At 70.8% G+C, this 22,219-nt stretch carries 15 protein-coding genes; 5 read left to right on the top strand and 10 right to left on the bottom strand.

Annotation, left to right across the window (positions count from 1 at the left end):
- Positions 1 to 6 precede the first annotated feature (6 nt).
- Genes QWI33_RS21775 through QWI33_RS21750 form a run of 6 tightly spaced genes read right to left on the bottom strand, consistent with a single transcriptional unit; the run spans position 7 to position 8,118 of the window.
- Positions 7 to 2,526, bottom strand: a complete 2,520-nt coding sequence (locus tag QWI33_RS21775; RefSeq protein ID WP_289958485.1) for a glycoside hydrolase family 2 protein — start codon at positions 2,524 to 2,526, stop codon at positions 7 to 9.
- A 59-nt stretch (positions 2,527 to 2,585) separates the two neighbouring features.
- Entirely contained in the window at positions 2,586 to 3,491 is a 906-nt protein-coding gene (locus QWI33_RS21770) for an ABC transporter ATP-binding protein (RefSeq protein WP_289958484.1), read from the bottom strand.
- A complete protein-coding gene (locus tag QWI33_RS21765) occupies positions 3,488 to 4,372 on the bottom strand; it encodes an ABC transporter ATP-binding protein (protein ID WP_289958483.1) in 885 nt (294 codons plus the stop codon). Before QWI33_RS21765 ends, QWI33_RS21770 begins: the two co-directional genes overlap by 4 nt.
- Entirely contained in the window at positions 4,369 to 5,421 is a 1,053-nt protein-coding gene (locus QWI33_RS21760; protein ID WP_289958482.1) for an ABC transporter permease, read from the bottom strand. The genes QWI33_RS21765 and QWI33_RS21760 overlap by 4 nt, the downstream gene beginning before the upstream one ends.
- A gap of 12 nt (positions 5,422 to 5,433) precedes the next feature.
- Complete coding sequence (locus tag QWI33_RS21755; RefSeq protein WP_270113529.1) at positions 5,434 to 6,423, bottom strand: ABC transporter permease; 990 nt, start codon at positions 6,421 to 6,423, stop codon at positions 5,434 to 5,436.
- Between the two features lie 27 nt (positions 6,424 to 6,450).
- A complete protein-coding gene (locus QWI33_RS21750; RefSeq protein WP_289958481.1) occupies positions 6,451 to 8,118 on the bottom strand; it encodes an ABC transporter substrate-binding protein in 1,668 nt (555 codons plus the stop codon).
- A 327-nt stretch (positions 8,119 to 8,445) separates the two neighbouring features.
- Here QWI33_RS21750 and QWI33_RS21745 point away from each other — a divergent pair, with 327 nt between their 5' ends.
- The 3 genes from QWI33_RS21745 to QWI33_RS21735 all read left to right on the top strand — a co-directional run bounded on the left by QWI33_RS21745 (position 8,446) and on the right by QWI33_RS21735 (position 12,164).
- The gene (locus tag QWI33_RS21745) at positions 8,446 to 9,660 is read left to right on the top strand and encodes an ROK family transcriptional regulator (protein ID WP_289958480.1); all 1,215 of its coding nucleotides are present in this window, start codon (positions 8,446 to 8,448) and stop codon (positions 9,658 to 9,660) included.
- 231 nt (positions 9,661 to 9,891) lie between these two features.
- Entirely contained in the window at positions 9,892 to 11,097 is a 1,206-nt protein-coding gene (locus QWI33_RS21740) for an MFS transporter (protein ID WP_289958479.1), read from the top strand.
- Positions 11,098 to 11,186: 89 nt separating this feature from the next.
- Positions 11,187 to 12,164 carry an NAD-dependent epimerase/dehydratase family protein gene (locus QWI33_RS21735; RefSeq protein WP_289958478.1) on the top strand — a complete coding sequence of 326 codons (978 nt, stop codon included), beginning with the start codon at positions 11,187 to 11,189 and terminating at the stop codon, positions 12,162 to 12,164.
- Between the two features lie 1,543 nt (positions 12,165 to 13,707).
- Here QWI33_RS21735 and QWI33_RS21730 read toward each other — a convergent pair.
- Positions 13,708 to 14,694 (bottom strand): helix-turn-helix transcriptional regulator, encoded by a 987-nt coding sequence (locus tag QWI33_RS21730; protein WP_289958477.1) that lies wholly within the window; start codon positions 14,692 to 14,694, stop codon positions 13,708 to 13,710.
- A 109-nt stretch (positions 14,695 to 14,803) separates the two neighbouring features.
- On the opposite strand from QWI33_RS21730, the gene QWI33_RS21725 reads away from it, so the two are divergent.
- Positions 14,804 to 15,199, top strand: a complete 396-nt coding sequence (locus QWI33_RS21725; protein WP_289958476.1) for a RidA family protein — start codon at positions 14,804 to 14,806, stop codon at positions 15,197 to 15,199.
- A gap of 49 nt (positions 15,200 to 15,248) precedes the next feature.
- Here QWI33_RS21725 and QWI33_RS21720 read toward each other — a convergent pair whose 3' ends face one another.
- Together QWI33_RS21720 and QWI33_RS21715 are read right to left on the bottom strand one after the other, a co-directional pair.
- A complete protein-coding gene (locus QWI33_RS21720; RefSeq protein ID WP_289958475.1) occupies positions 15,249 to 15,992 on the bottom strand; it encodes an alpha/beta hydrolase family protein in 744 nt (247 codons plus the stop codon).
- A gap of 121 nt (positions 15,993 to 16,113) precedes the next feature.
- The gene (locus QWI33_RS21715) at positions 16,114 to 18,849 is read right to left on the bottom strand and encodes a beta-L-arabinofuranosidase domain-containing protein (protein WP_289958474.1); all 2,736 of its coding nucleotides are present in this window, start codon (positions 18,847 to 18,849) and stop codon (positions 16,114 to 16,116) included.
- A gap of 361 nt (positions 18,850 to 19,210) precedes the next feature.
- Here QWI33_RS21715 and QWI33_RS21710 point away from each other — a divergent pair, with 361 nt between their 5' ends.
- Positions 19,211 to 20,248, top strand: coding sequence for a LacI family DNA-binding transcriptional regulator (locus tag QWI33_RS21710; RefSeq protein ID WP_289958473.1), 1,038 nt, complete (start codon positions 19,211 to 19,213; stop codon positions 20,246 to 20,248).
- 24 nt (positions 20,249 to 20,272) lie between these two features.
- Here the strand turns inward: QWI33_RS21710 and QWI33_RS21705 are convergent, their stop codons facing one another.
- A complete protein-coding gene (locus tag QWI33_RS21705; RefSeq protein WP_289958472.1) occupies positions 20,273 to 22,072 on the bottom strand; it encodes an RICIN domain-containing protein in 1,800 nt (599 codons plus the stop codon).
- Positions 22,073 to 22,219: the final 147 nt, after the last annotated feature.

The raw sequence follows: 22,219 nt of genomic DNA, 5'->3' as shown, positions 1-22,219 counted from the left end.
CCGCCCTCAGCGCAGGTCGTTCGCGCAGCGCAGGACCCCGGCGAACGCGGCCGGATCACCGGAGGCCGAGCGGACGCGGATCTCGGCCGACTCCCCGGCGCGGAGCGTCAGCATCCCCTGCTCGGCGCGGGCGGCCGGGTCGACCTTGTCCGCGTGGCAGTACAGGTCCCGCACCAGCGAGGTCGCGGCCACGCGCAGCACGCAGCCGCCCGCGGCCGCCTCGGCCTGCACGATGAACGGGCGCGGGTCCAGGTCCTGGTCGACCACTTCGGCGCCGTAGTGGAACGCGGGCGCGAAGCCGTCCCCTTCGGCGCGGATGAACTCCGTCCGCGGATCGGTGTACGCCGCGACCTCGGCCGGCACGACGATCGTGGCGCCGTCGCGGGGGTCGACACTGGCGTCGACCACGGCCTTGGCGAGGACAGTGCCGTCGAAGGCCTCGCGGGTCAGGGTGAACGACCCGGTGTACGCCTCTTCCTTGTCGTTCACGAGGACCAGCGCGAGCTGGTCGAACTCGGGCACGACGCCCTCCCAGGCGTTCGCGAAGGCCTCCGCCGACGGGCGCGGCTGGAGCGTCGCCAGGCGCGGCGCGTAGGAGTCGCGCAGCGCGTGCCACAGCGGCTTGCGGTGGCCCGCGAAGTCGACCGCGGCCCAGGAGACCACCGGCCAGTTGTCGTTGAGCTGCCACATGATCGTGCCCGTGTTGTGCGGCGTGAGCGACCGGTAGTGCTCGACGCCGAAGCGGATCGCGTGCGCCTGGTTGAGCTGCGTCGTCCAGTGCCAGTCCTCGATGGACTGCGGGTCGGGCAGGTGACCCTGCCAGCCGCGTTCGAGCTTCTCGTTGCCGCGGTTGGCCTTCTGGTGCACGAGCATCTCCGCGCCGAACGGGTCGAGCGGCTCGTCGTGCACCACGGCGGTGAGGGTCGACCACGCGGGCGGGGACTGGAAGCCGAACTCGGCGACGAAGCGGGGCCGGTAGTCGGCGTACACCTTGTAGTCCACGCGGTTCCACACGTCCCAGACGTGCATCGTGCCGTACCGCTCGTCGTTCGGGTGGCGGTAGTCGCCGAAGGAGTGCGGGCTCGCGGGCGAGTACGGGCGGGTCGGGTCGAGCTCGGCGACGATGTCCGGGAGCAGCCCGCTGTAGTAGGCGTCGCCCCAGCCGCGGCCGCCGAGGCGGTGCGCCCAGTTCCAGTCGACCGAGCCCCAGGTGTTCTCGTTGTTGCCGTTCCACAGGACGAGCGAGGGGTGCGGGCTGAGCCTGGTGACGTTCTCGCGGACCTCGGCCTCGATCTCGGTGCGCAGCGGGTCGTCCTCGCTGTACGCGGCGCAGGCGAACAGGAAGTCCTGCCACATGAGCAGGCCGTGCTCGTCGGCGAGGTCGTACAGGTCGTCGGACTCGTAGATCCCGCCGCCCCACACGCGCAGCAGGTTGATGTTCGCCTCGAGCGCGTCCGCGACGCGCAGCGCGTACCGGTCGCGGTCGATCTCGGTGAGGAAGGCGTGGTCGGGGATCCAGTTCGCGCCGCGCACGAGGACGCGCTCGCCGTTGACCTTCAGGTGGAACGGCGCGCCCGCTTCGTCCGGCGCGGTGTCGAGTTCGACGGTGCGGAAGCCGACCCGGCCGTGCCAGATCCCGTACCCCACTTCGATGTCCACCTTGTACAGCGGCTGGTCGCCGTAGCCGACGGGCCACCAGCGGCGCACGTCGGGCACGTCAGAGACGACCGCGACGGCGTTCTGGCCGGCGGGGACGGTCGCGGCGGTCTCGAGGGGACGGCCGTCGGGGCCGGTGACGACGACCAGGGCCTCCACGTCCTCGTCGCCCGCCGCGCGCTCGACCTCGAGGTGGACGGTGAGGACGCCGTCGTGGCCGCCCTCGGCGTTCGCGAGCACGTCGACCAGGGGCCGGACGGCGGCGACCCGTGCGCCCGACCAGGATTCGAGGCCGATCGGCTTCCAGATCCCGGCCCCGGCGACGTCGACGCCCCAGTCCCACCCGAACGAGCAGGCCATCTTCCGCAGCTGGTTGTACTCGTGGTGGTTGGTGTGCGGCAGCGCGCCGTCGCGCTCGGCGCGGGCTACCGCCTCCGGGACGGGGGCCGCGAAGGTGACGGTGAGGGTGTTCGCGCCCTCGCGCAGCGCCTTCCGCACGTCCCAGCGGTAGCCGCGGTGCTGGTTCTCGGTGCTGCCGATCTCGATCCCGTTGAGCGACAAGGTCGCCACGGTGTCCAGGCCGTGCGCGACCAGGTCGTGGCGGGCCGAGCCGTCGTCGGTCCAGTCGAACTCGGTCGAGAACCGCCAGGCGGTGTCGCCGATCCACTGCTGCGCGGACTCGTTGTCCCCGTCGAACGGATCAGCTATGAGCCCCGCCCGCAGCAGGTCCAGATGGGCCTCACCGGGAACGGCGGCCGGGATGCCGTCCGCGAGCGGCGCGGCCACCGCCTCGGGGACATCGGCGGCGAGGTCGGCGGCGGTCAGCGTCCACCCCTCGTGGAGCGCGCGGAAATACGGCGGGTGGGTCACGGTGACTCCTCATGGTCGATGGGCGGGCTTCGTGAGGGGCGGTTCGGTGCGATTGGGGTTCAGTCGGCGCGCACGGCGGTCCGCGTGCCCGCGGCGGCCTCGCGCCATTCGCCGGCGAAGTGGTCGTAGCAGGTGCTGTTGTCGATCGCCTTGCGGTCCACGGCGGCCTCCGAGGTCACGCGGCCGGGCCGCTCCGGGTCGGGGGCGGCCAGCGCGAGCAGCTTCGTGTAGTCGTGGTGCGGGTCGAGGATCACGGCGTCGGAGGGGCCGCGTTCGACGACCCGGCCGCGGTAGAGCACGACGATCTCGTCGGAGAAGTGGCGTGCGGTGGCGAGGTCGTGGGTGATGTAGAGGACCGCGAGCCGGTCTTCGCGCTGGAGGCGGCCGAGGAGGTTGAGCACGCCGAGGCGGATCGAGACGTCCAGCATGGACACCGGTTCGTCGGCGATCAGGACCTGCGCGCCCGGGGCGAGGGCCCGGGCGATGGCGACGCGCTGGCGCTGGCCGCCGGAGAGCTCGTGCGGGCGGCGGGGCGCGATGGCCTCGGCCGGGGTGAGGTTGACGCGTTCGAGCATCTCGAGGACCCGCTTGCGGGTCTCGTCCTGGGTCTTGGTGCGGCCGTGGATCTTCAGGGGCCGGGCGATGTGGTGCTCGATGGAGTGGAACGGGTTGAGGGAGGCGAAGGGGTCCTGGAAGACCATCTGCACTTCGCGGCGGTAGTGGCCGTTCGAGACGGGGGTGCCGTCGTCGAGCAGGACCTCCACGGTGCCGGAGGTGGGGCGTTCCATGCGGGTGAGGATCTTCGCGATGGTGGACTTGCCGGAGCCGGACTCGCCGACGAGGGCGACGGTGCGGCCGGGGGCGAGTTCGAGGCTCACGTGGTCGACGGCGCGCAGGCGGGTGCGCTTGAGTCCTGACCGGAGCGTGTAGTCCTTGACGAGGTCGGTGATCTTGACGCTGGTCATGCTCGCTCCTCCGCGGTTTCGGTGGTCTCGTCTGCGCTGGTCTCGTCGATGCCGGTGCGGATGAACGCGCCGCGCTCCCCCGAGAGGCTCGGGAAGGAGCCGAGGAGCTTCCGCGTGTAGGGGTGGCGCGCGTCGCGGTAGAGGCGGTCGGCCGCTTCGAGTTCGACGATCTCGCCTTCGAGCATCACGGCGATGCGGTCGGAGATCTCGAGCAGGAGCGGCAGGTCGTGGGTGATGAAGATGACGGCGAAGTCGAGTTCGTCGCGCAGGCGCACGATCTCGCGGAGGATGTCGCGCTGGACGACGACGTCGAGTGCGGTGGTGGGTTCGTCCATGATCATGATCTGCGGTTCCAGGAGCATGGCCATGGCGATCATGACGCGCTGGCGCATGCCGCCGGAGAGTTCGTGCGGGTAGGAGGCCAGGCGGCGGGGGTCGACGCCGACGCGGGTGAGGACGTCCTCGGAGCGGTCGCGGATCTCCTTGCGGGACATGCGGGGCCGGTGGGCGAGGAGGGTGTCCTTGAGTTGCGCGCGGACGGTGGTGACGGGGTTGAGGGCGTTCATGGCGCCTTGGAAGACCATGGAGAGCCGCTCCCAGCGGAAGGCGCGGAGCCCGGCGTCCTCGAGGGCGAGGATGTCGATGTCGCCTTCATCGCCGTGGAAGGTGATGCGGCCGGAGGCGATGCGCGCCGGCGGGCGGTGGAGGCGGTTGACGGCGTAGGCGAGGGTCGTCTTGCCGCAGCCGGATTCGCCGGCGAGGCCGAGGATCTCGCCGCGGTGGAGGGTGAGGTCGGCGTTCTTGACGGCGGTGATCGGCTCCTCGGTCTCGTAGACGACGGTGAGGTCTTCGACGGTGAGCACGGGTTCGGCGGTCTTCATCGGACGGTCTCCTCGTTGCGCGGCGCGGCCTTCCGGGGTGCCTGGCGGGGCGCCTTGCGCCCGGTGCGGGCGAGTTCGCGTTCGAGGCGGAGCGCGCGGCGGGCGCGTTTGCGGTGCAGGCGGGTGTTCTTGAGCTTGGGGTTGATGATCTCGTCGATGGAGAAGTTGATGAGGGCTAGGCCCATGCCGAACAGGGCGATCACGAGGCCGGGCGGGACGAACCACCACCAGGCGCCGAGCGGGAGCGCGAAGCCGTTCTGGGCGTAGAAGAGCATGGTGCCGAGGGTGGAGGAGTTGGAGGCGCCGAGGCCGATGAAGGAGAGTCCGGCCTCGCCCAGGAGCGCGGAGATGACGGCGAACACGAACTGCGAGGCGATGACCGGCAGCAGGTTCGGCAGGATCTCGACCACGATGACGCGCCAGGGCCGCTCGCCGGAGACCTGGGAGGCGGCCACGTAGTCGCGGTTGCGCACCGAGAGGGTCTGGGCGCGCAGCACCCGGGCCGAGCCGGCCCAGCTGGTGATGGCGAGGACCAGCGCGATCGTCCACAGTCCGCGGCTCTCGCGGGGCACGAAGCCGGAGATCACGATGACCAGCGGCAGGCCCGGGATGACCAGGGCGACGTTGGTGAAGAGGGAGAACGCCTCGTCGACGATCCGGCCCCGGTAGGCGCCGTAGATGCCGAAGAACGCGGAGAGGATCGTGGCGAGCACGCCGACGATGAAGCCGATCTGGAGCGATCCCCTTGTCGCGTAGGCGAGTTGGGCCATCACGTCCTGGCCGGTCTGGGTGGTGCCGAGGATGAATTCGCCCGTGGGCGCGGTGAGGCCCTGGTCGCGGATCTCGGTCGGGTCGCCCACGAGGTAGGGGCCGACGAGGCCGAAGAGGGTGATGCCGCCGACGAGGATGAGGCCGACGGCGAGCCAGGGCGTCATGGTGGGCAGGAGCATCCGCCAGCCCGAGCGCGGGGCCCTGCCGGTCTCGGCGGCGGCCTCGGCCAGCAGTTCGGCGTTGTCGCCCGCTGCGGGGGCGGTCGATGGGTTGGTCACGGCGGTCTCCCTTCAGTTCCGGGCGCGGGTGCGCGGGTCGATGACGCCGTAGAGGAGGTCGACCACGAGGTTGGCGCCGAGGACGGCGAGGGTGATGAAGAGGAACACGCCCTGCATGAGCGCGTAGTCGTTGTTCTGGACGGCGCCGAGGAGCCGGTTGCCGATGCCCGGGTAGGAGAACACCTGCTCGGTGATCACCGAGCCGGTGACGACGAAGCCGAGGGAGAGTGCGAACCCGGCCACGGAGGGCAGGACGGCGTTGCGGGAGGCGTAGGAGCGCAGGATCTTGCGCGGGGTCAGGCCTTTGGCCTCGGCCGTGAGGATGTAGTCCTCGGACAAGGTGGAGACCATCATGTTGCGCATGCCCAGGAGCCAGCCGCCGATGGAGGCGAGCACGATCGTGAGCGCGGGCAGGAAGCCGTACTGGATCGCGGAGGCGATGAACTCCCAGTTCCAGCCGGGGGTGAGCACCACGTCGTAGCCGCCCTGCATGGGGAACCAGCCGAGGACGCGGGCGAGCAGGTAGGTGAGGAGCAGCGCGAGCCAGAAGTACGGCACGGCCGCGAGGAGCGTCGTGGCGGGGATGAGGGAGTCGAGCCAGGTGCCCGGCTTCCAGCCGACGAACGCGCCGAGCGCGACCCCGAGGACGGCGGCGATGATCGTCGAGAGGCCGACGAGCACCACCGTCCACGGGATCGACTGGCTGATGACCTCCGAGACGGGGGCCGGGTAGTAGCTCACCGAGACGCCCAGGTCCCCTCGGAACATGTTGCCGAGGTAGTCCCAGTATTGCGTCCACAGTGGCCTCGAGTCGTCGCCCCCGAGGAGGAGCGCGTACGCCTTCCTGGTCTCGGGGCTGACCGCGCCGCCGCGCTGCTGGAGCTTGGCGAGCAGGATGTCGACCGGGTTGCCCGGCAGCATCCGCGGGATCGCGAAGTTCAGCGTCAGCGCCGCCCACAGGGCGATGGCGTAGAAGCCGATTTTGCGCAGGAAGTAGCTCACGGAGTCCTCCTTCGGGGGCGACTGCGGCTAGGAGGCCGGCTCGAGGTGCTTGAAGATCTCGGCGGCGTCCCACGCCGACCAGACCGCCGGGAAGGCGTACAGGTCGTCGTCGGAGGGCCAGCCGGTGAACTTCGCGGTGTTCCACACGCTCGTGGTGCCGCCGGTGAGGATCGGGATGAACGGCATGTCGCGCACGATCTCCGTGTGGATCACGTCGAACTGGGCCTGGCGGGCGGGGTCCTCAGGGGACAGCAGCGCCAGGTTCGCGACCGCCTCGTCCACCACCGGGTTGGCGTAGCGCGAGTAGTTGTTGCCCGCGGTCTCGCCCACCGGCACGCCGGAGACGAAGAAGTAGTTGTAGACGTAGTACGGGTCGGGCGCGGGGCCCTGCCACAGCGAGTCGATGGCCAGCTGGAAGGTGCCCGAGCCCTTCTTCTCGGTCCACTCGTTCCAGGAGGACTGCGCGGCCTTCACTTCGATGCCGGCCTCCTTCGCCTGGGAGGCGATGGTGTCGACGGCGGTGATGTAGTCGGTCCAGCCGGTCACGACCTCGACGGTGAGCGAGAGCCGCTCGCCGTCCTTGGCGTAGATGCCGTCGTCGCCCTTGGCCCAGCCGGCGCCCTCGAGGATCGAGGCGGCCTCGGCGGCGTTCGGCTCCATCGGCACCGTGGGCTCGGCGATCGAGGCGCCCACGTACTCGTCCTGGCTCGGGGTCAGCGCGAAGGTCGGCGACATGTCGCTGGCGGTGTCCATGAACGCGAGGCTGTTGAGCTGCGTGCGGTCCATCGCGTAGTACAGCGCGCGGCGCACGGCCGGGTCGGTCTGCGGCCCTTCGCATCCCTGCTCGGCGCTGGCGCAGGTGGAGAGGACCATCTGGTTCTGCCACTGCGTGTACGCGTCGTAGTTCGGGAAGTTCTCGTGGGTGTTCTGGATGTCCGGGATCGGGCCGGTCTGCCAGTCGATGGTGCCCGCGGCGATCGCATCGGCGCCGGCCTGGTTGCCGGAGAGCGCGAGGAAGCGGATCTGCTTCACCTTCGGCTCGCCGCCCCAGTAGTCGGGGTTGGACTTGTAGGTGAACGCCTGCGGCTTGAAGTCGTCGAGCAGGTACGCACCGGTGCCGACGGGCTCCTCGTTGACGTCCTCCGCGGGGTTGACGTCCTTCCACAGGTGCTCGGGCACGATCGGGGTGCTCATGAAGTCCGGGCCCTTGACGAACGCGGGCGCGGCGAAGGTGAAGGTGACGTGCGTGTCGTCGACCGCGACGACCTCGCCGTCGAAGCCGCCGTTGTTGATGGCGGGGTTGTCCTTGATCATCCCGAAGGTGAACGCGACGTCGTCGGCGGTGAACGCCTCGCCGTCGCTCCACTCGACGCCCTCGCGCAGCGTCACCGAGAGCTCGGTGCCGTCCTCGTTCCAGGCCTGCTCGGTGCCCAGGAGCGGGACCGGCTCGGCGACCTCGGCCTTGTTGTAGAAGAACAGGGATTCGTAGATCGTGCCGAGGGCGCCGATCCGCGTGGGCGAGAACGGGTTGAAGTTGATCTGGTAGTCGCCGGCCTGGCCGGTGTAGGCGATGAGCGTCGAGGGGTCGCCGCTGCCGCCGGAGCCGCCGGAGGAGCAGCCGGTCGCGAGCAGGCCGAGCGCGGCCGCTCCCGCGACCAGCGCAGCGGCACTGCGCCTTCTGAGTTGGAGAGACATCGTTGTCCTTTCAGGACCGTGAGGAGGGAGTTCCCACGGGACGGAGGGGTGGCGTCCGCGCCGGGCGCCGAGTTTATTATTGACGCGTTAAATTAAACGTGTCAAGAAGTAGTTCATGTCAATGCACGAATGCGTTCGGGCAGGAGCGCGCACGGCCGCTTCGGCGCCAGTGCGCAGCCGCCGAGGCGGTACCCCCGCCGGGCACCACGCCCGGTCGCGGGCGCCGCTGCCCCGAGGCAATCCGCTCGGTGCGTCCGCGCCGGGCAAGTATGGTGGTGCGGATCGGTCGCCCCAGGCAGACGGCCGCGCCAGGCTCAGGAGGTCGCAGTGAGGTCGTTCGGCTCGGACACGCGGATGTCCACGCTGGCCGTGGTGCTCGACCTCATCCGGGAGCGCACCACCGTCAGCCGCGTGGAGCTCGCGGAGGCCACCGGCCTGACGCAGGCGACCATGACCCACGCCGTGCGGCGGCTCATCGCGCTCGGCATGGTCCACGAGGTCGGCACCGCCCGCTCGGCCCGCGGCACACCGCGGCGCCTCCTCGAACTCCAGCCCGACGCGCGGCACATGGTCGGCGTCCAGTTCGACCGCTACACGGCCCTCGGCGTCGTCGTCGACCTCGCCGGGCGCGTGGTGGCGCAGACGGCAATGCCAGGCTCCGGCGACCGCGACCCGGGCGCGGTGCTCGCCGACTACGCCGCGAGGATCGAAGGGCTGCTGCAGGACTCGGGCGTGCCGCGCAACGGCGTGCTCGGCATCGGGCTCGCGACGCACGGGCCTCAGGACCGCGACGCGGGCGTGCTGCTCACCGAGTTCCCCTCCCCCGCCTGGCGCGGCTACCCCCTCGCCGCCGAGCTCTCGGCGGCCACCGGGCTCCCGGTGCGGATCGAGAACGACGCCACCGCCGCCGGGCTCGGCGTCCAGGCGCAGGGCAGCGCGTCCTCGAGCTTCGCCGTCGTGTTCATGTCCGGCGGCATCGGCTCCGGCGTCATCCTCGACGGCTTCCCCTACCGCGGCGTGACCTCGAACGGCGTCGAACTCGGCCATATCTCCGTCGACGCCCTCGGCGAGGTCTGCGGCTGCGGCAACCGCGGCTGCCTCGAGATCGTCGGCGGCCCGAACGCCGTGGTCCGCAACGCCCAGGCGCACCCGGGCCTGAGCGGGCGGCTCGACCTCGATGGCGACCAGCTCGACGCGTTCATGGCGATCGGCCGCGCCGCGCTCGCGGGCGACCCCGACGCCGCCGCGATCATCGACGACTCCGCGCAGGTGCTCGCCGTCGCCACCGTCTCGCTCGTGAACATGTTCGACGTCGGCCGCGTCGTGCTCGCCGGGCGGGCCTTCGCCGACCTCGGCCCGCGCTACCGGGACGCGATCCAGGAAGTGCTCGACCGCGCCGTCTTCATGCGCCAGGTCCACAACGTCCAGGTCGAACTCGCCGACGACGTCTCCCAGGCCCCGGCGATCGGCGGCGCCGCCATGGTGCTGCGGAACTTCCTCGAGTCCTCGGGCCTGCGCGACCGCGACACCGCGACCGGCTGAACCGAACACCGTCGCGGTGGCCGGCTCGCCCGCGAGCGGACGCGCCGCAGTCCCCGGACAGGACCGGGCCGATCGAGCCCCGCCTCCCCTTGCGCCGGAGGGAATCCCGTACCTAGACTGAGGCCGCCCCGAACGCACGACCCCCTTCACCTCGGCCACTCGAGCGGCCCCGTTCGGCGCACCCCCGACCGTTCCCCCGAACGGCGCACGAAGCGACCGAGGTGAACCCAGATGACCATACTGTCCGATTTCGACAGACGATCGGTGGCGGCGCTGCTCGCGCTCGCAGTGGCCGCGTTCTGCTACGTGACCGTCGAGACCGTCCCCGTGGGACTGCTCTCCGAGATCGCCGCCGACCTCGACGTCTCGCCCTCCCGTGTGGGACTCCTGGTCACCGGCTACAGCATCACCGTCGCCGTACTCACGCTGCCGCTGGTCAAACTGGTCGCCAACGTGCCTCGCCGCCCGCTGCTCCTCGCGCTCATGGCCGTCCTCGTCGCCGCGACCGCGCTCTCGGCCGCCGCCCCCACGTACGAGCTGCTGTTCGCGGCGCGCGTGGCGACCGCACTCAGCCAGGCCGTGTTCTGGGGCATCGTCGCACCGGTGGCCGCCGGGATGTTCCCCGCCCATGTTCGCGGGCGCGTCATGGCGGTGGTCTTCACCGGCGGGTCCATCGGACCGATGCTCGGCGTACCCGCCGGCACCTGGCTCGGCCAGGCCGCGAACTGGCAGACCGCCTTCCTCGCCTTCTCCGGGCTGGGCATGATCGCGCTCCTCACCCTCGTGATCGCCCTGCCCTCCAAGCCGACCCGCAACGAGCACGCCGGGCGCGGCACCACCCCGGACGCCCGCCAGTTCACACTGGTGCTCGTCACCAGCTCGCTCGCGGTCGCCGGGTTCTTCGCCGCGTTCACGTACACGTCGACGTTCGTCACGGTGGTCGCCGGGATGTCCGCGGCGCTGCTCGGACCGCTGCTGCTGGCGCGCGGACTGGCCGACTTCGGCGGCATCGCCGCGGGCGGCGCCCTCTCCGACCGGAACCAGCGGCTGGCCGTGATCCTGCCCGTCGGCCTGCTCGCCGCCGCCATGCTCGCCATGTTCGCGTTCGGCACCGACCCCTGGGCCGCCGCCGCGACCATCATGCTCACCGGGCTCGCGATGGGCGCGCTCATCCCCGCCCTGCAGAACCGGGTCATGGAGTTCGCGCCCGGCAGCACCGACACCGCCTCGGCCGGGAACTCGATCGCGTTCAACATCGGCATCGCCCTCGGCTCGTCCCTCGGCGGCCTCACCCTCTCCCAGGCGGGGCCGCGGGGCACCGCGCTCACCGGGGCGGCGCTCGCACTGGCGGCGTTGGCGTTCGCGGCGTCGATGAAGGCCAGCGCCAGGATCGAGGCGGAGCCGGCCCCCGACCGCGCCGAGGCCGGCGAACACTGAGCACGCCGGGGCCGCGGCCGAACCCCTGGCAGGGCCGCCCGGCCACCGGTACACTTCGCCGCGTCGCGACCTGATAGGAGAACCACAGCATGCGCATCGTCGTCATCGGCGGCTCCGGCCACATCGGCACCTTCCTCGTCCCGCGCCTCGTCCGCGCCGGGCACGACGTGGTCAACATCAGCCGCGGCACCAGCACCGCCTATGCCGACGCACCCGAATGGGCCGAGGTGCGCCAGGTCGTCGCCGACCGCGAACGCCAGGACGCCGAGGGCGTCTTCGGCGCCACGGTCCGCGACCTCGAACCGGACGTCGTCGTCGACCTCGTCTGCTTCACCCTCGCCTCAGCCACCGCGCTCGTGGAGGCCCTGCGCGGCACCGGCGCGCACCTGATCCACTGCGGCTCCATCTGGCGGTACGGCAAGAGCCGCAAGGTCCCCATCGACGAGAGCGGCAGCGGGGCCGAAGCGCCGCTCGACGAGTACGGGATCCAGAAGGACCGGATCGCGCGGATGCTCAAGGAGGAGACCGCGAACGGCGGCCTCGTCACCACCTCGATCCACCCCGGGCACATCGTCGGCCCCGGCTGGCACCCGATCGGCCCGCTCGGCAACCTCGACCCGGACGTCTGGACGGCCATCGCGGACGGCAAGCCGCTCCAGGTGCCCGGCAGCGGCGCCGAGACGATGCACCACGTCCACGCCGACGACCTCGCCCAGGCCTTCCAGCTGGCCGCCGAGCACCGCGACGCCGCCGCAGGCGAGGACTTCAACATCGTCGCGCCCACCGCGCTCAGCGTCCGCGGCTACGCCGACATCGCCGCCGCCTGGTTCGGCCGCACCGCGAACCTCGAGCCGGTGAGCTGGGACGAGTTCCGCGCCTCCACCACGGCCGAGCACGCGCAGGTCTCCTGGGGGCACCTCGACCGAAGCCAGTGCTTCAGCATCGAGAAGGCCAAGGCCCGCTTGGGATACGCCCCGGCGTACGAGCCCGAGCAGGCCGTCCTCGAATCGTTGCGCTGGCTCATCGACAACGGACGACTCGAAGTGCCGCACCGACTCAAGGTCTGAACCCGCCGCGTCCTGTGCGGCGGCTCCAGTCCAAAGGCCCGCCAAGTCCTGCACCACCGAAATGGAACTGGGCTGGACTGGGCTGGACTGGGCTGGACTGGGCTGGACTGGGCTGGGCTGGCCTGGGCTGGCCTGGGCTGGACTGAAACTGGCTGGACTTGATTCTGCTTGGGCTACAACCGATCAGCGACGGCGACAGCAAGGACCAGGTCGGGGCAGGACACCGACGCGAGGACTGGTGGCAGTCAGAGCGGTCAACGACGGTGAAACGGGTGCCCGGGTTCGAGTGCGTTGCCGTCGTTGCGGTCGTCCTCGGGCCATCCGCCGAGGCTTGGGTCGTTGAAGCCGCCATGGCGGCAGGTGGGTGGTCGGTGGCGGTCAAAGCAATCAGCGAGGACGAGGGTATGGCCAGGTCCGGGGCCGCTGCCGTCGCAGAGGCCTCACTTGGGACCCCGCCGAGGGCCCTGGAGCGGCTGGCGGCGATGACCGGCTGGCGTTGTCGTCGCACGGCATCGCAATATGGCTGGCTGGTGGTGTGGCGAGGCACCGCGATGGCCGGCCGGTTGTGGTTCGGGGTTGCAGTGAGCGGCCCGAAGCCGCGGTGGCTCTCGCTGCGCCGGTCCATGGGCATGGCCGCGTCCTTCATGTCGTGTCACCTCCTTTCGCTGTGCCGTAGTTGATTGCGCGAAGCATTGGTGCGCTTCGCTTTGGCGTGAGGCCGTTGCCTGATCACGCCGTACCTGCCGGGGAGGATGTTCGTGCCCTTCGTGCCTGCGGGACCGGTGTGGTCGATGGCGATTCGACTCCTGGTGCTCGTTCCCTCCTTCCTCCTTCCGGGGTCCCGACCTGGAGGCAGGGCCTCTTGCGCGCATGGTGGCGCCCGGACGGGGGTGGTGGTCTTGCTTTCGCCATGGACGTGTCGGTACTGCCGGGCAGAGTCCTCAATTGCTCAACCTGGCACATGCCGTTCGCGCTGGCGGGTCTGGCTTGGGTTGAAGCGCCTCCGAGTGAGGTGCTTCCTTCTGGTGAGGGTGATCCGGACCAGGATCGTCCACCCAGTCACGGCCCATCGGGGGCGCGGACAGCTGCGGGCGATGGCACGGGGATGAGATCTGGAACCCCCCATGGGGGCTGAGCGCCTCGAAACAAGTCGGTTTGTCGGTTCGGCCAGAGGCTTGGCTTAGTCTGCTTACACCAGCCCCGACACCTGTACAAATTTCCTGTCCCTGTACGTAACTCAAGTATCCCTCGAACAGCCCCCGACCGTCATCACCCACAGGCGTACAAGACCCTCACGTTCCGCCCCGGTCCCACTACGCCGCAAGGAAAGACGCCCGCGTTCGCGAGTCGCCACCCCGGCCCCACCGCGCCACCGCACCGCAAGCCAAGACGCCCCCGGGCGCGAGCGCCGCCCCGGCCCCACCGCACCACAAGCCAAGACGCCCCGTCCATGAGTCCCCGCCCACCCCCGAACGAACCCGCAACCCCGCCACCGAACCGCACCCCGACCTCACCTCTTCGTCGCCGCCCGCTTGAACCCGGATTAAGAACCCACCCCACCGTGGACACGGCCGTAACAGGCGGCCAGCGCCGCAGCCCGCGCGTGCAGCGCATCCCGCAACGACTGCGGCGCAAGGGCTTCGGCGTCCGTCCCGAGCTGCCACAGCGCCCATTCGGCGTGCTCGGCGTCCTGGTAGGTGACCTCGAGCCGCACGCGGCCGTCCGGCTCGGGGGCCTCCGCGCGCACGGCCACCGCCGACTGCAGGAGGTCGTCCCGGCGACCCGGGTCGACCCTGACCTGCACGGTGAGGTGCCCCTCGGCGAGGAACCGCGCGCACCGCTCCTGCCAGATCCGGTCCAGATCGAGCCGGTCCGGCCGCTCGGCCGGTTCGGTGAGCACTTCGGCCGCAAGGCAACGCGAGAGCCGGTAGGTGCGGTCCGCGCCGGAGCGGGTGGCCAGCAGGTAGGCGCGGTCGCGCACCGTGACCAGGCCGAGGGGGTCGACGGTGCGCCACTGCGGCTCCTCGCCGCTGGCCGCGTAGTGGAGGCGCAGGCGCCGTCCCGCCAGCACGGCGCGCCGGACCTCGTGCATGACGGCTTCGGGGACCGCTTCGGCGGTGTGCCGCCGCGAGAGCAGGTCCGTCTCGGGTTCGACCAGGAACCGCCCGGCCGCCTCCCCCACCGCGGCCTGGTGGCGCTCCGGCAGCGCGTCGACCACTTTGCGCATGGCCGACGCCAGCGCCGAGCCCAGGCCGAAGGCTCGCTCGCCGCTCCCCGAACCGGCGGTCAGGAGGGCCAGGGCCTCATCGTGGTTGAGCCCGGTGAGCTCGGTCCGGAATCCGGGCAGGAGCGCGAAGCCGCCGTGGCGGCCGCGTTCGGCGTAGACCGGGACGCCCGCGGCGGAGAGGGCTTCGATGTCGCGCAGCACGGTGCGGGTGGAGACCTCGAGTTCCCCGGCGAGGGTCTCGGCGGTCATCCGGCCGCGCTGGCGCAGGAGGAGGACCAGGGAGACCAGGCGATCGGCGCGCATGCGGAAACTCTACTGGAATACCTGACACTAGATGTCGTGATTGGGTGCGAGGCTCTGTTCCACGGCGGCAGCGTGCCGCCGATGTGCATGGAATGGAGCCGTTGTGGCGATGGAACGAACCGCGGTCAACCCGGTGGACTGGTCGCTCGCGCTGGGGTTCAACCAGGGCGAGCTGGTGTCGGGGCAGACCCGCACGCTGTACTGCTCGGGCCAGACCGCGATGGACGGCGAGGGCAAGCCGCAGCACGAGGGCGACATGGCGGCGCAGCTGGCGCTGAGCCTGGACAACCTGGAGGCCGTGCTCGCCGCGGCGGGAATGTCGCTGTCGAACCTCGTGCGGCTCAACGTGTACACGACGGATGTGGACCTGCTGTTCCCGCATTACGGGGTGCTGGCCGCACGCCTCGGGGCGGCGCAGGCGGCGCCGGCGACCACGATGCTCGGGGTGGCGCGGTTGGCGGTCCCCGGCCAGATGGTCGAGCTCGAGGGCACTGCCGTCGCGTAAGGGAGCGCCGCTCCCCGTGCCGGGTCTCCGGCCCGGGGAGCGGGCGTGCTCACATGTGGCGCAGGAGGAACGCTTCGGTGAGTTCGAGCAGGTGCTCGCGGGCGGGGACGGTCTCGAAGCCGTGGCCGACGCCGTTGAGCTTGTGGTATTCGAGCTGGGACTCGTAGAGGTCGTGGTAGCCGTCGAAGACGCCGGGGCCGAAGACGTTGTCCTCGGAGCCGGCGGCGAGGAGTACGGGGCCGGTGTGGCCGCGGGCGTCGGCGAACGCGTCGATGGTCTCGGCGTCGTCGGCGTAGCGCTTGAAGATCGGGGTGCCGCCGAAGTCGTCGTAGCCGTGCTCGGCGATGACGGCCTGCCGGTGCTTGGTGACTTCGGCGTCCACGGCGATGGCGGCGGGGGCCCACAGGGCGAGCGAGCGGACCTGGCGCTTGGCGGCGGCGAGCGAGGCGGTCAGGCCGCCGAGGCTCATGCCGAGCAGGGAGAGCCGGTCGGCATCGACGCCGCTGTGGGCGCCGACCGCGTCAAGCACGGCGAGGACCTGCGAGACCTGGTCGGAGACGGTGATGTCGCCGTACTCGCCGTCGGATTCGCCGCCGCCGGCGAAGTCGAAGCGGTAGGCGGCGACGCCGCGTTCGGCCAGGCGCCTGCCCAGGCGCACGAAGGTGTGGCCGAACTCGGTCCGGTTGCCGGAGAAGCCGTGGCACAGGACGACCGCGGGTGCGGGGGCCTCCTGCGGGAGGTGGAGGGTGCCGCGCAGGGTGCGGCCTTCGTGCTGGACGTTCAGGGGTTCCATGCCGCGAAACGTAGCATTCCGAAAAGCTTTCGCCTGGCCGGTCGGCCGGGCCGCAGCGGGCGGGGGGCGGCCCCGGCCGGGGGGGGGGGGGGGGGCGCGGGGCCCGCCCCCGCCGCGGGGGTTAGACGAACCGCCAGAGGTGGTCGGCGGCGCCGGTGTCGTCCCAGGTGACGACCTGGGCGCCTTGGGTCTTCGAGGCGTTCTGGACGCCGAGGACCTTGCCGCCGTTGGCGCACTGGATGCGGAACGCGCCGCCGGAGCCGTAGCGCAGGCGCCAGCGGTGGTCGCTCGTGCCGTTGTCGTCCCATTGCAGGACGCGCGCGCCCGCTGCGGTGGAGGCGTTCTCGACGCCGAGGACCTTGCCGCTGTTGCCGTTGCGCAGCTTGAAGTAGCCGCCGGTGTCGAGCACGGCGGTCCAGAAGTGGTCGGCGGTGCCGGTGCTCCCCCACTGGACGGCGAGGCCGCCGTTGGCGGTGGACATGTTCTGGATGCCGATCACCATGCCGCTGTTGACGTTCTGGATGCGGCGGGCTCCGTCGGGGACGAACCGCCAGAGGTTGTCGGCGGTCCCGTTGTCGGGATCCTGCACGGCCTGGCCGCCGGCGGCGGTGGCGGCGTTGAGGATCGCCAGGAGCTTCCCGGTGTGGGCGTTGCGGATCTTGTGGCGGCCATCGCCGGTGTCGACGAGGGTCCAGAGGTGGTCGGCGGTGCCGCTGTCGTTCCACTGGACGATGCGCGCGTTGTCGGCGGTCGACATGTCCTGCACGCCCAGCACCAGGCCGGAGTTGCGGTTGCGCAGTTTCACGGTCGCGCCGGAGGCCACCACTTCCCATTTGTGGTCGGCGGTGCCGGTGTCGTTCCACTGCAACGCGAAACCGCCTGCGGCCGTTGACATGTCCTGCACGCCGAGGACCAGGTTCGAGTTGGCGTTGTAGAGCTTGAACGCGGGCGCGCCGGTCGACCCGCCTTCGCCGGAGGCGTTCCAGTAGACGGTGTAGTTGTGGCCGTGGGCGTCGAAGAACGGGCCGAGGTTCACGGTGGCGCCGTCGGCGGTGGCCCTGAACGCGAGCGCGGAGGTGCTGGTCCGCTCGATCGAGTCCGGGTCGAGGGAGGGCAGCGTGCCGAGGGCGGTGCTCCCGTAGTTGCCGGAGAGGACCGTGGGGCCGAAGACGACCGCTGCGACGTTCTCGTCGTCGTTGGCCGCCTGCATCTTCACGCTCATCGGGAGCTTGACGGTGACCACGTCGCCGGAGGCCCATGTGCGGGTCAGCACCGCGTAGGTGCCCGGGGTCGCGGTGACGGCCTGGGCCTGGCCGTTGACGCTGATGACCGCGCCCTGGGTCCAGGCGGGGATGCGCAGTCGCATCGTCCAGGACCCGCTCGCGGCGCCGGTGACGGTGAGCGTGCTCGTGTCGCTCACGGGGTACGACGTGGACTGCACGACGGTGATGCCGCGTTCGGTCCAGTTCAGGCGCGAGGGCGTGTAGAGGTTGACGTACAGGGTCGTGTCGGCCTTGAAGTACACCGAGTCCATGAGCTTGGTGAACGTCTCGAGGCCCGTGCCCTGGCAGCACCAGAACGAGTTGTAGTCGGTGCTCCAGGTGCCGCCGCCCCAGGCCGGGCCGACGCCGCGGCGCCCGCCCGGGTTCAGGGGCGTGAAGTAGGTGATGTGCCCGTGCGGGTCGGCCGGGTTCTGCCAGCCGATGAGGTGGTTGAGCAGCGCCCGCTCGTAGTAGTCGAAGTAGGCGGCGTTGTTCGGGTCGAGGAGCCACAGCTCGCGGGTGAGGCGGAGCATGTTGTAGGTGTTGCAGCCTTCGCACGTGTCGGTGTCGAGGTACCCGGCGATGGCGTTCGGGGCGCGGAAGTGCTCGGCCTCGCTGTTGCCGCCGATCACGTAGGTGTGGGCGCCGACCACGATGTTCCAGAAGTTCCGGGCGATGTCGCGGTAGCGGGTCGTGCCGGTGGCCTTGTACTCGCGGGCCGCCCCGATCACCTTGGGCACCTGGGTGTTGGCGTGAAGGCCGTTCAACCGGTCCTGGTTGCTCGCGAGCGGGTCGAAGACCGCCGCGTGGTCGAACCGCTTCGCGGCGGTGAGCCAGCGCTCGGTGCCCGTCTGCTGGTAGAGGTCGGCGAGGACGGTGTTCATGCCGCCGAACTCGACGCGCAGCACGTTCTGCATCTGCGTCGTGGAGAGCCGCGCGGTGCGGGCGTCGACCCATCCCGCGAGGCCCAGGAGCACGTCGCGGGCCTGGGTGGAGCCCATGAGCCGCCACACGTCGAGGAGTCCGGCGAGGGTCTTGTGGATGACGTAGTACAGGACGTCGCCCTTGGTGCCGTTCTCGAGGGCGTCGAAGTTGGACTCGGGGAACCCGCTGAGGTACCCGGCGGCGAATCCGGCGGCGGCGTTGTTGGCCTGGCACTTGGCGAGTTCGGCGACCATGGTGTTCGCCTTGTCGCGGCAGGTCGTGTCGCCGAGCACGGCCCATCCTTGCGCCCACGCGGTGAGGAAGTGGCCTTGCATGTGGGTGCGGAAGGGGAAGTCGGGGGCGTCCCAGCCGCCGTTCGGGGCCGCGCCCCCCGTGGACAGCCGGTGGGTGGCGCGGAAGTTGTAGAGCAGCCGGTTGACGTCGATGAACCGCAGGTACGCGAGGGTGCGGTTCTGGTTGTCGAGCCAGCGGCCCGCGTTCAGGGTGACCTGGCCGAGGGGGAATTCGAAGGCGGCGGCGCCGATGTCGGGCCGGGCCGGCGCGAGTGCGGCCTGCGCGTGGCCGCCGCCGACGCCGGGGGCGGCGGTGGCCACGGCTGCGACGCCGGCGGCCTGGATCAGCCGGCGGCGGCTGAGGGGTGCGGTTGACATGAGGCGTACCTCCAAAAGGGAAATGTTACCGAGAACTTACGTTAGCAGAAATCGACATATATAAATGCGATGGTCAATCCGTCCGACGGGGCGGGGCGGCCGGTTCGGTATCGCTCGGAAGCACCGGCCGCCCCATGGGGAATCAGGCGTTGGCATCGTGGGAGATGTCGGCGAGGACGGCGTCGGCGCCGCAGGTGGAGCCGACCGAGGTGGGGGTGGTACCGGGTCTCGGTCGAACCGAAGCTTTCGATTGATAGATCGAAACTTCGAAATATAAGTTATCGGTAACCATCAATGGATGTCAAGCCTCGGAACGCGCTCGACCCGGCGTTGTCGGTGCCACCGCAGCTAGAATCCACGCATGACCTCCTCCCCCGACTCCCCCGCTGCGCCACCAGGCGAGCCGTTCACCATCGCGCAGCTCGCCGCACGGGCCGGCGTCTCCGTCGCCACCGTCTCCAAGGTCGTGAACGGGCGCATCGACGTCGCCCCCGAGACCCGCGAGCTCGTCGAGACGCTCATCCGCCGGTACGGCTACCGCCGCCAGAAGCGCCCCTCACGCCCCGCGCCGCTCATCGAGGTCCTCTTCCACGAGGTGCGCGGGCTGTACCCGGTCGAGGTCGTCAACGGCGTGAGCGCAGTCGCGCGCGCGAACGGCCTGGGCGTCGTCGTCTCCGAGCTCGGCGGCAGCCACGTCCCCGGCCGCGGCTGGGTCGAGGACGTGCTGGCCCGCCGCCCGGTGGGCGTCATCCCCGTCTTCTGCGGGGTCACCGCGGAGCAGCGGGAGCGCCTGCGCACCAGGGACATCGCGATAGTCGCCGTCGACCCCACCGGGGAGCCCGGCCACGACGACCCCTCGGTGGGCACCAGCAACTGGAACGGCGGCCTGGAGGCCACGCGGCACCTGCTCGAACTCGGGCACCGCCGCATCGCCGTCATCACCGGCCCCGAACGGGTGCTCGCGGGCCGGGCCCGGCTGGACGGGTTCCGCGCCGCGATGGACCTGGCCGGCGTTCCGGTGGACCCCGAGCTGGTGTGCATCGGCGACTTCCAGATCGAGGACGGCCGCGACCACGCCAAGACCCTGCTGCGCCTCCCGGACCCGCCCACGGCGATCTTCGCGTGCAACGACGGCTCGGCGCTCGGCGTCTACCACGCCGCGGCCGAGCTCGGCGTGCGCGTGCCGCACGACCTCAGCGTGGTCGGCTTCGACGACCTGCCGATGGCCACGTGGATGATTCCGCCGCTCACCTCGGTGCGCCAGCCGCTGCACGACATGGCGGCCACGGCGGCGGCGATGCTCCTGGACCTCGCGGCGGGCCGCACGCCGCCCAATCGGCGCGTGGAGATCGCCACCGAACTGCTCCTGCGCTCAAGCACCGCTCCGCCCGCCCGCTGAACCGCGGGCGGGCGGAGCGTGGACTCAGCCTAGGGTCCACCGCTGGTTGGGCTGGCCGTGGCAGGTCCACAGCACCGCCTGGGTGCCGTTCGCCGTGGCCGCGCCGTTGACGTCGAGGCACAGGCCCGAGAGCGCGTTCCTCACGGTGCCGTCGGCTTGCATCGTCCAGCGCTGGTTCGCGCCGCCGTGGCAGGACCAGATGATCACGGCCGTGCCCGCGGTCGTCTGGTTCCCGTACGCGTCGAGGCAGCGCCGCGTCCCTCCGCTGTAGACGGAGAGTTCGCCGCCGGTGCTCAGCGTCCACTGCTGGTTGGCGCCGGTGTGGCAGTCCCAGATCTGGACGCGGGTGCCGTTGGTCGTCGCCGAGTTCGGCACGTCCATGCAGCGTCCGGACGCGGCCGAGCGGAGCTGGCCGGCGTCCTCGCCGCCGCCCCCGGTCGCCGGGGTGAGGTAGACGGAGTACGCGTCGTTGCCGTTCTGGATGTTGAACGGGATCGTGATCGAACCGCTCGCGGTGCTCACGTCCTGGTTGTACACGACCTGCGGCGCGCTCAGCGCCCCCTCGGGCATGCGGTTGACGGTGACGTGGACGTTCCCGCCCTCGGTCAGCCACGGCACCGACGCCAGACCGTTGAAGGTGACCGAGGTGGCCCCGGTGGCGCCGTTGATGTTGCCCAGGACCGCGACCGCCCGGCGCGCGGCCTCGTCCTTCGACGCCGAGATCGCGGTGCCGTTGACCTGGCCGGAGGTCTGCAGGAGCGTTCCGGTCATGTCCGCATAGGACTTCATCGCCCACCAGTTGCCCGTCGGGCCCCAGGTGCCGTTGACCTGCGTCAGCAGCCCGGTCAGGTTCGGGGTGAGGCAGCAGACCCAGTTGCCGCGCATCGCGTTGTCGTAGTCGGACTGCGCGAACCGGGCCAGGTACCAGGCGGTGACGTTGGCGGTCTGCATGTTCTGCGGCTGGTACTCGTTGGCGGAGAGCGGAAGCGCCGGGATGCCGTTGGCGGCCAGCGCTGCGAGCGTGGAGTCGCCCACCCGCACCGGGTCGTCGACGTTGCCGAGGGTGTGGTTGGCGATCATGTCCGGCAGGGTCCCGGCGGCCTTCACGTGCGAGAGGAAGGTCTGCCACTGCTCGGGGCGGCGGTCGGGCGTGTACGCGAAGGAGGGGCCGACGATCTCGGCGTCGGGGTCGACGCGCTGGATGGTGCGGACGGCGGTGTCCCACATCTGGAAGTACTGGGGGCTGTTGACCCCGCGCGTCCAGAAGATGTCGATGTCCGGCTCGTTCCAGATGTCGTAGGCGATCGGCAGTCCGGTGTCGCGCAGCTGCCCGACGACGGTCTCGAGGAAGGTCACCCAGTTCGAGCAGTTGCCGTTGTCGCAGGGGTACATGGTGTTCGCGCCCTGGCCGCCGTACGCGCCGTACATGTCGCTGAGGATGGCCTGGTACTGGGCGTTGTAGGGGGCGGCGGTGAAGCGCCGCGCCTGGGAGGTGATCGAGGCGAGGATGGTCTGGGTGGCCTGGCCGTTGCGGTACCCGTCCTCGATCCAGCCGCGGGTCATGTGGCCGCCCGCGCGGTAGGCGTTCATGCGCAGGGGTTCCAGGAGCGACGCGGGCGGCTGGGAGCCGTCCGCGTTGATGCCGTAGAGGAAGCCGAGTCCGACGCCCTCGGACGGGCCGGCGTTGGAGGCGAGGTTCACGGTGAGCCCGGTCTGCGCTTGCGCCGCTTGGGGCGCGAGCAGTTGGGCGGACAGGACCATCAGGAAGGCTATGAGGAGCGCGGCGACGCCGCGACCTCGTGATGTGAGCGCTCTCAGTCTCATGCGAACTCCAGGTTCGGGTTTTCTGACGGGTCGGGGGGCCGGGGCCGGGATGCGCCGCGGCTGCGGGAGGCGCCGGGGTCGGCGCACACCGCATGTCTCGAAACGTTCGACATTGAGGACGAATGTTTCGTTCTCCCCACCATAGAC

Source organism: Glycomyces tritici (genome assembly GCF_030403505.1).
The sequence above is the reverse complement of the archived record's forward strand: the minus strand, read 5'-3'. Positions and strand labels throughout refer to the sequence as shown.

Excerpts from the sequence above, each read along its gene's own strand:
- QWI33_RS21765 (WP_289958483.1), bottom strand. The coding sequence starts at position 4,372 with ATGAAGACCGCCGAACCCGTGCTCACCGTCGAAGACCTCACCGTCGTC.
- QWI33_RS21725 (WP_289958476.1), top strand. The coding sequence starts at position 14,804 with ATGGAACGAACCGCGGTCAACCCGGTGGACTGGTCGCTCGCGCTGGGG.
- QWI33_RS21715 (WP_289958474.1), bottom strand. The coding sequence starts at position 18,849 with ATGTCAACCGCACCCCTCAGCCGCCGCCGGCTGATCCAGGCCGCCGGC.
- QWI33_RS21740 (WP_289958479.1), top strand. The coding sequence starts at position 9,892 with ATGACCATACTGTCCGATTTCGACAGACGATCGGTGGCGGCGCTGCTC.
- QWI33_RS21710 (WP_289958473.1), top strand. The coding sequence starts at position 19,211 with ATGACCTCCTCCCCCGACTCCCCCGCTGCGCCACCAGGCGAGCCGTTC.
- QWI33_RS21750 (WP_289958481.1), bottom strand. The coding sequence starts at position 8,118 with ATGTCTCTCCAACTCAGAAGGCGCAGTGCCGCTGCGCTGGTCGCGGGA.
- QWI33_RS21730 (WP_289958477.1), bottom strand. The coding sequence starts at position 14,694 with ATGCGCGCCGATCGCCTGGTCTCCCTGGTCCTCCTCCTGCGCCAGCGC.
- QWI33_RS21735 (WP_289958478.1), top strand. The coding sequence starts at position 11,187 with ATGCGCATCGTCGTCATCGGCGGCTCCGGCCACATCGGCACCTTCCTC.
- QWI33_RS21705 (WP_289958472.1), bottom strand. The coding sequence starts at position 22,072 with ATGAGACTGAGAGCGCTCACATCACGAGGTCGCGGCGTCGCCGCGCTC.
- QWI33_RS21720 (WP_289958475.1), bottom strand. The coding sequence starts at position 15,992 with ATGGAACCCCTGAACGTCCAGCACGAAGGCCGCACCCTGCGCGGCACC.
- QWI33_RS21770 (WP_289958484.1), bottom strand. The coding sequence starts at position 3,491 with ATGACCAGCGTCAAGATCACCGACCTCGTCAAGGACTACACGCTCCGG.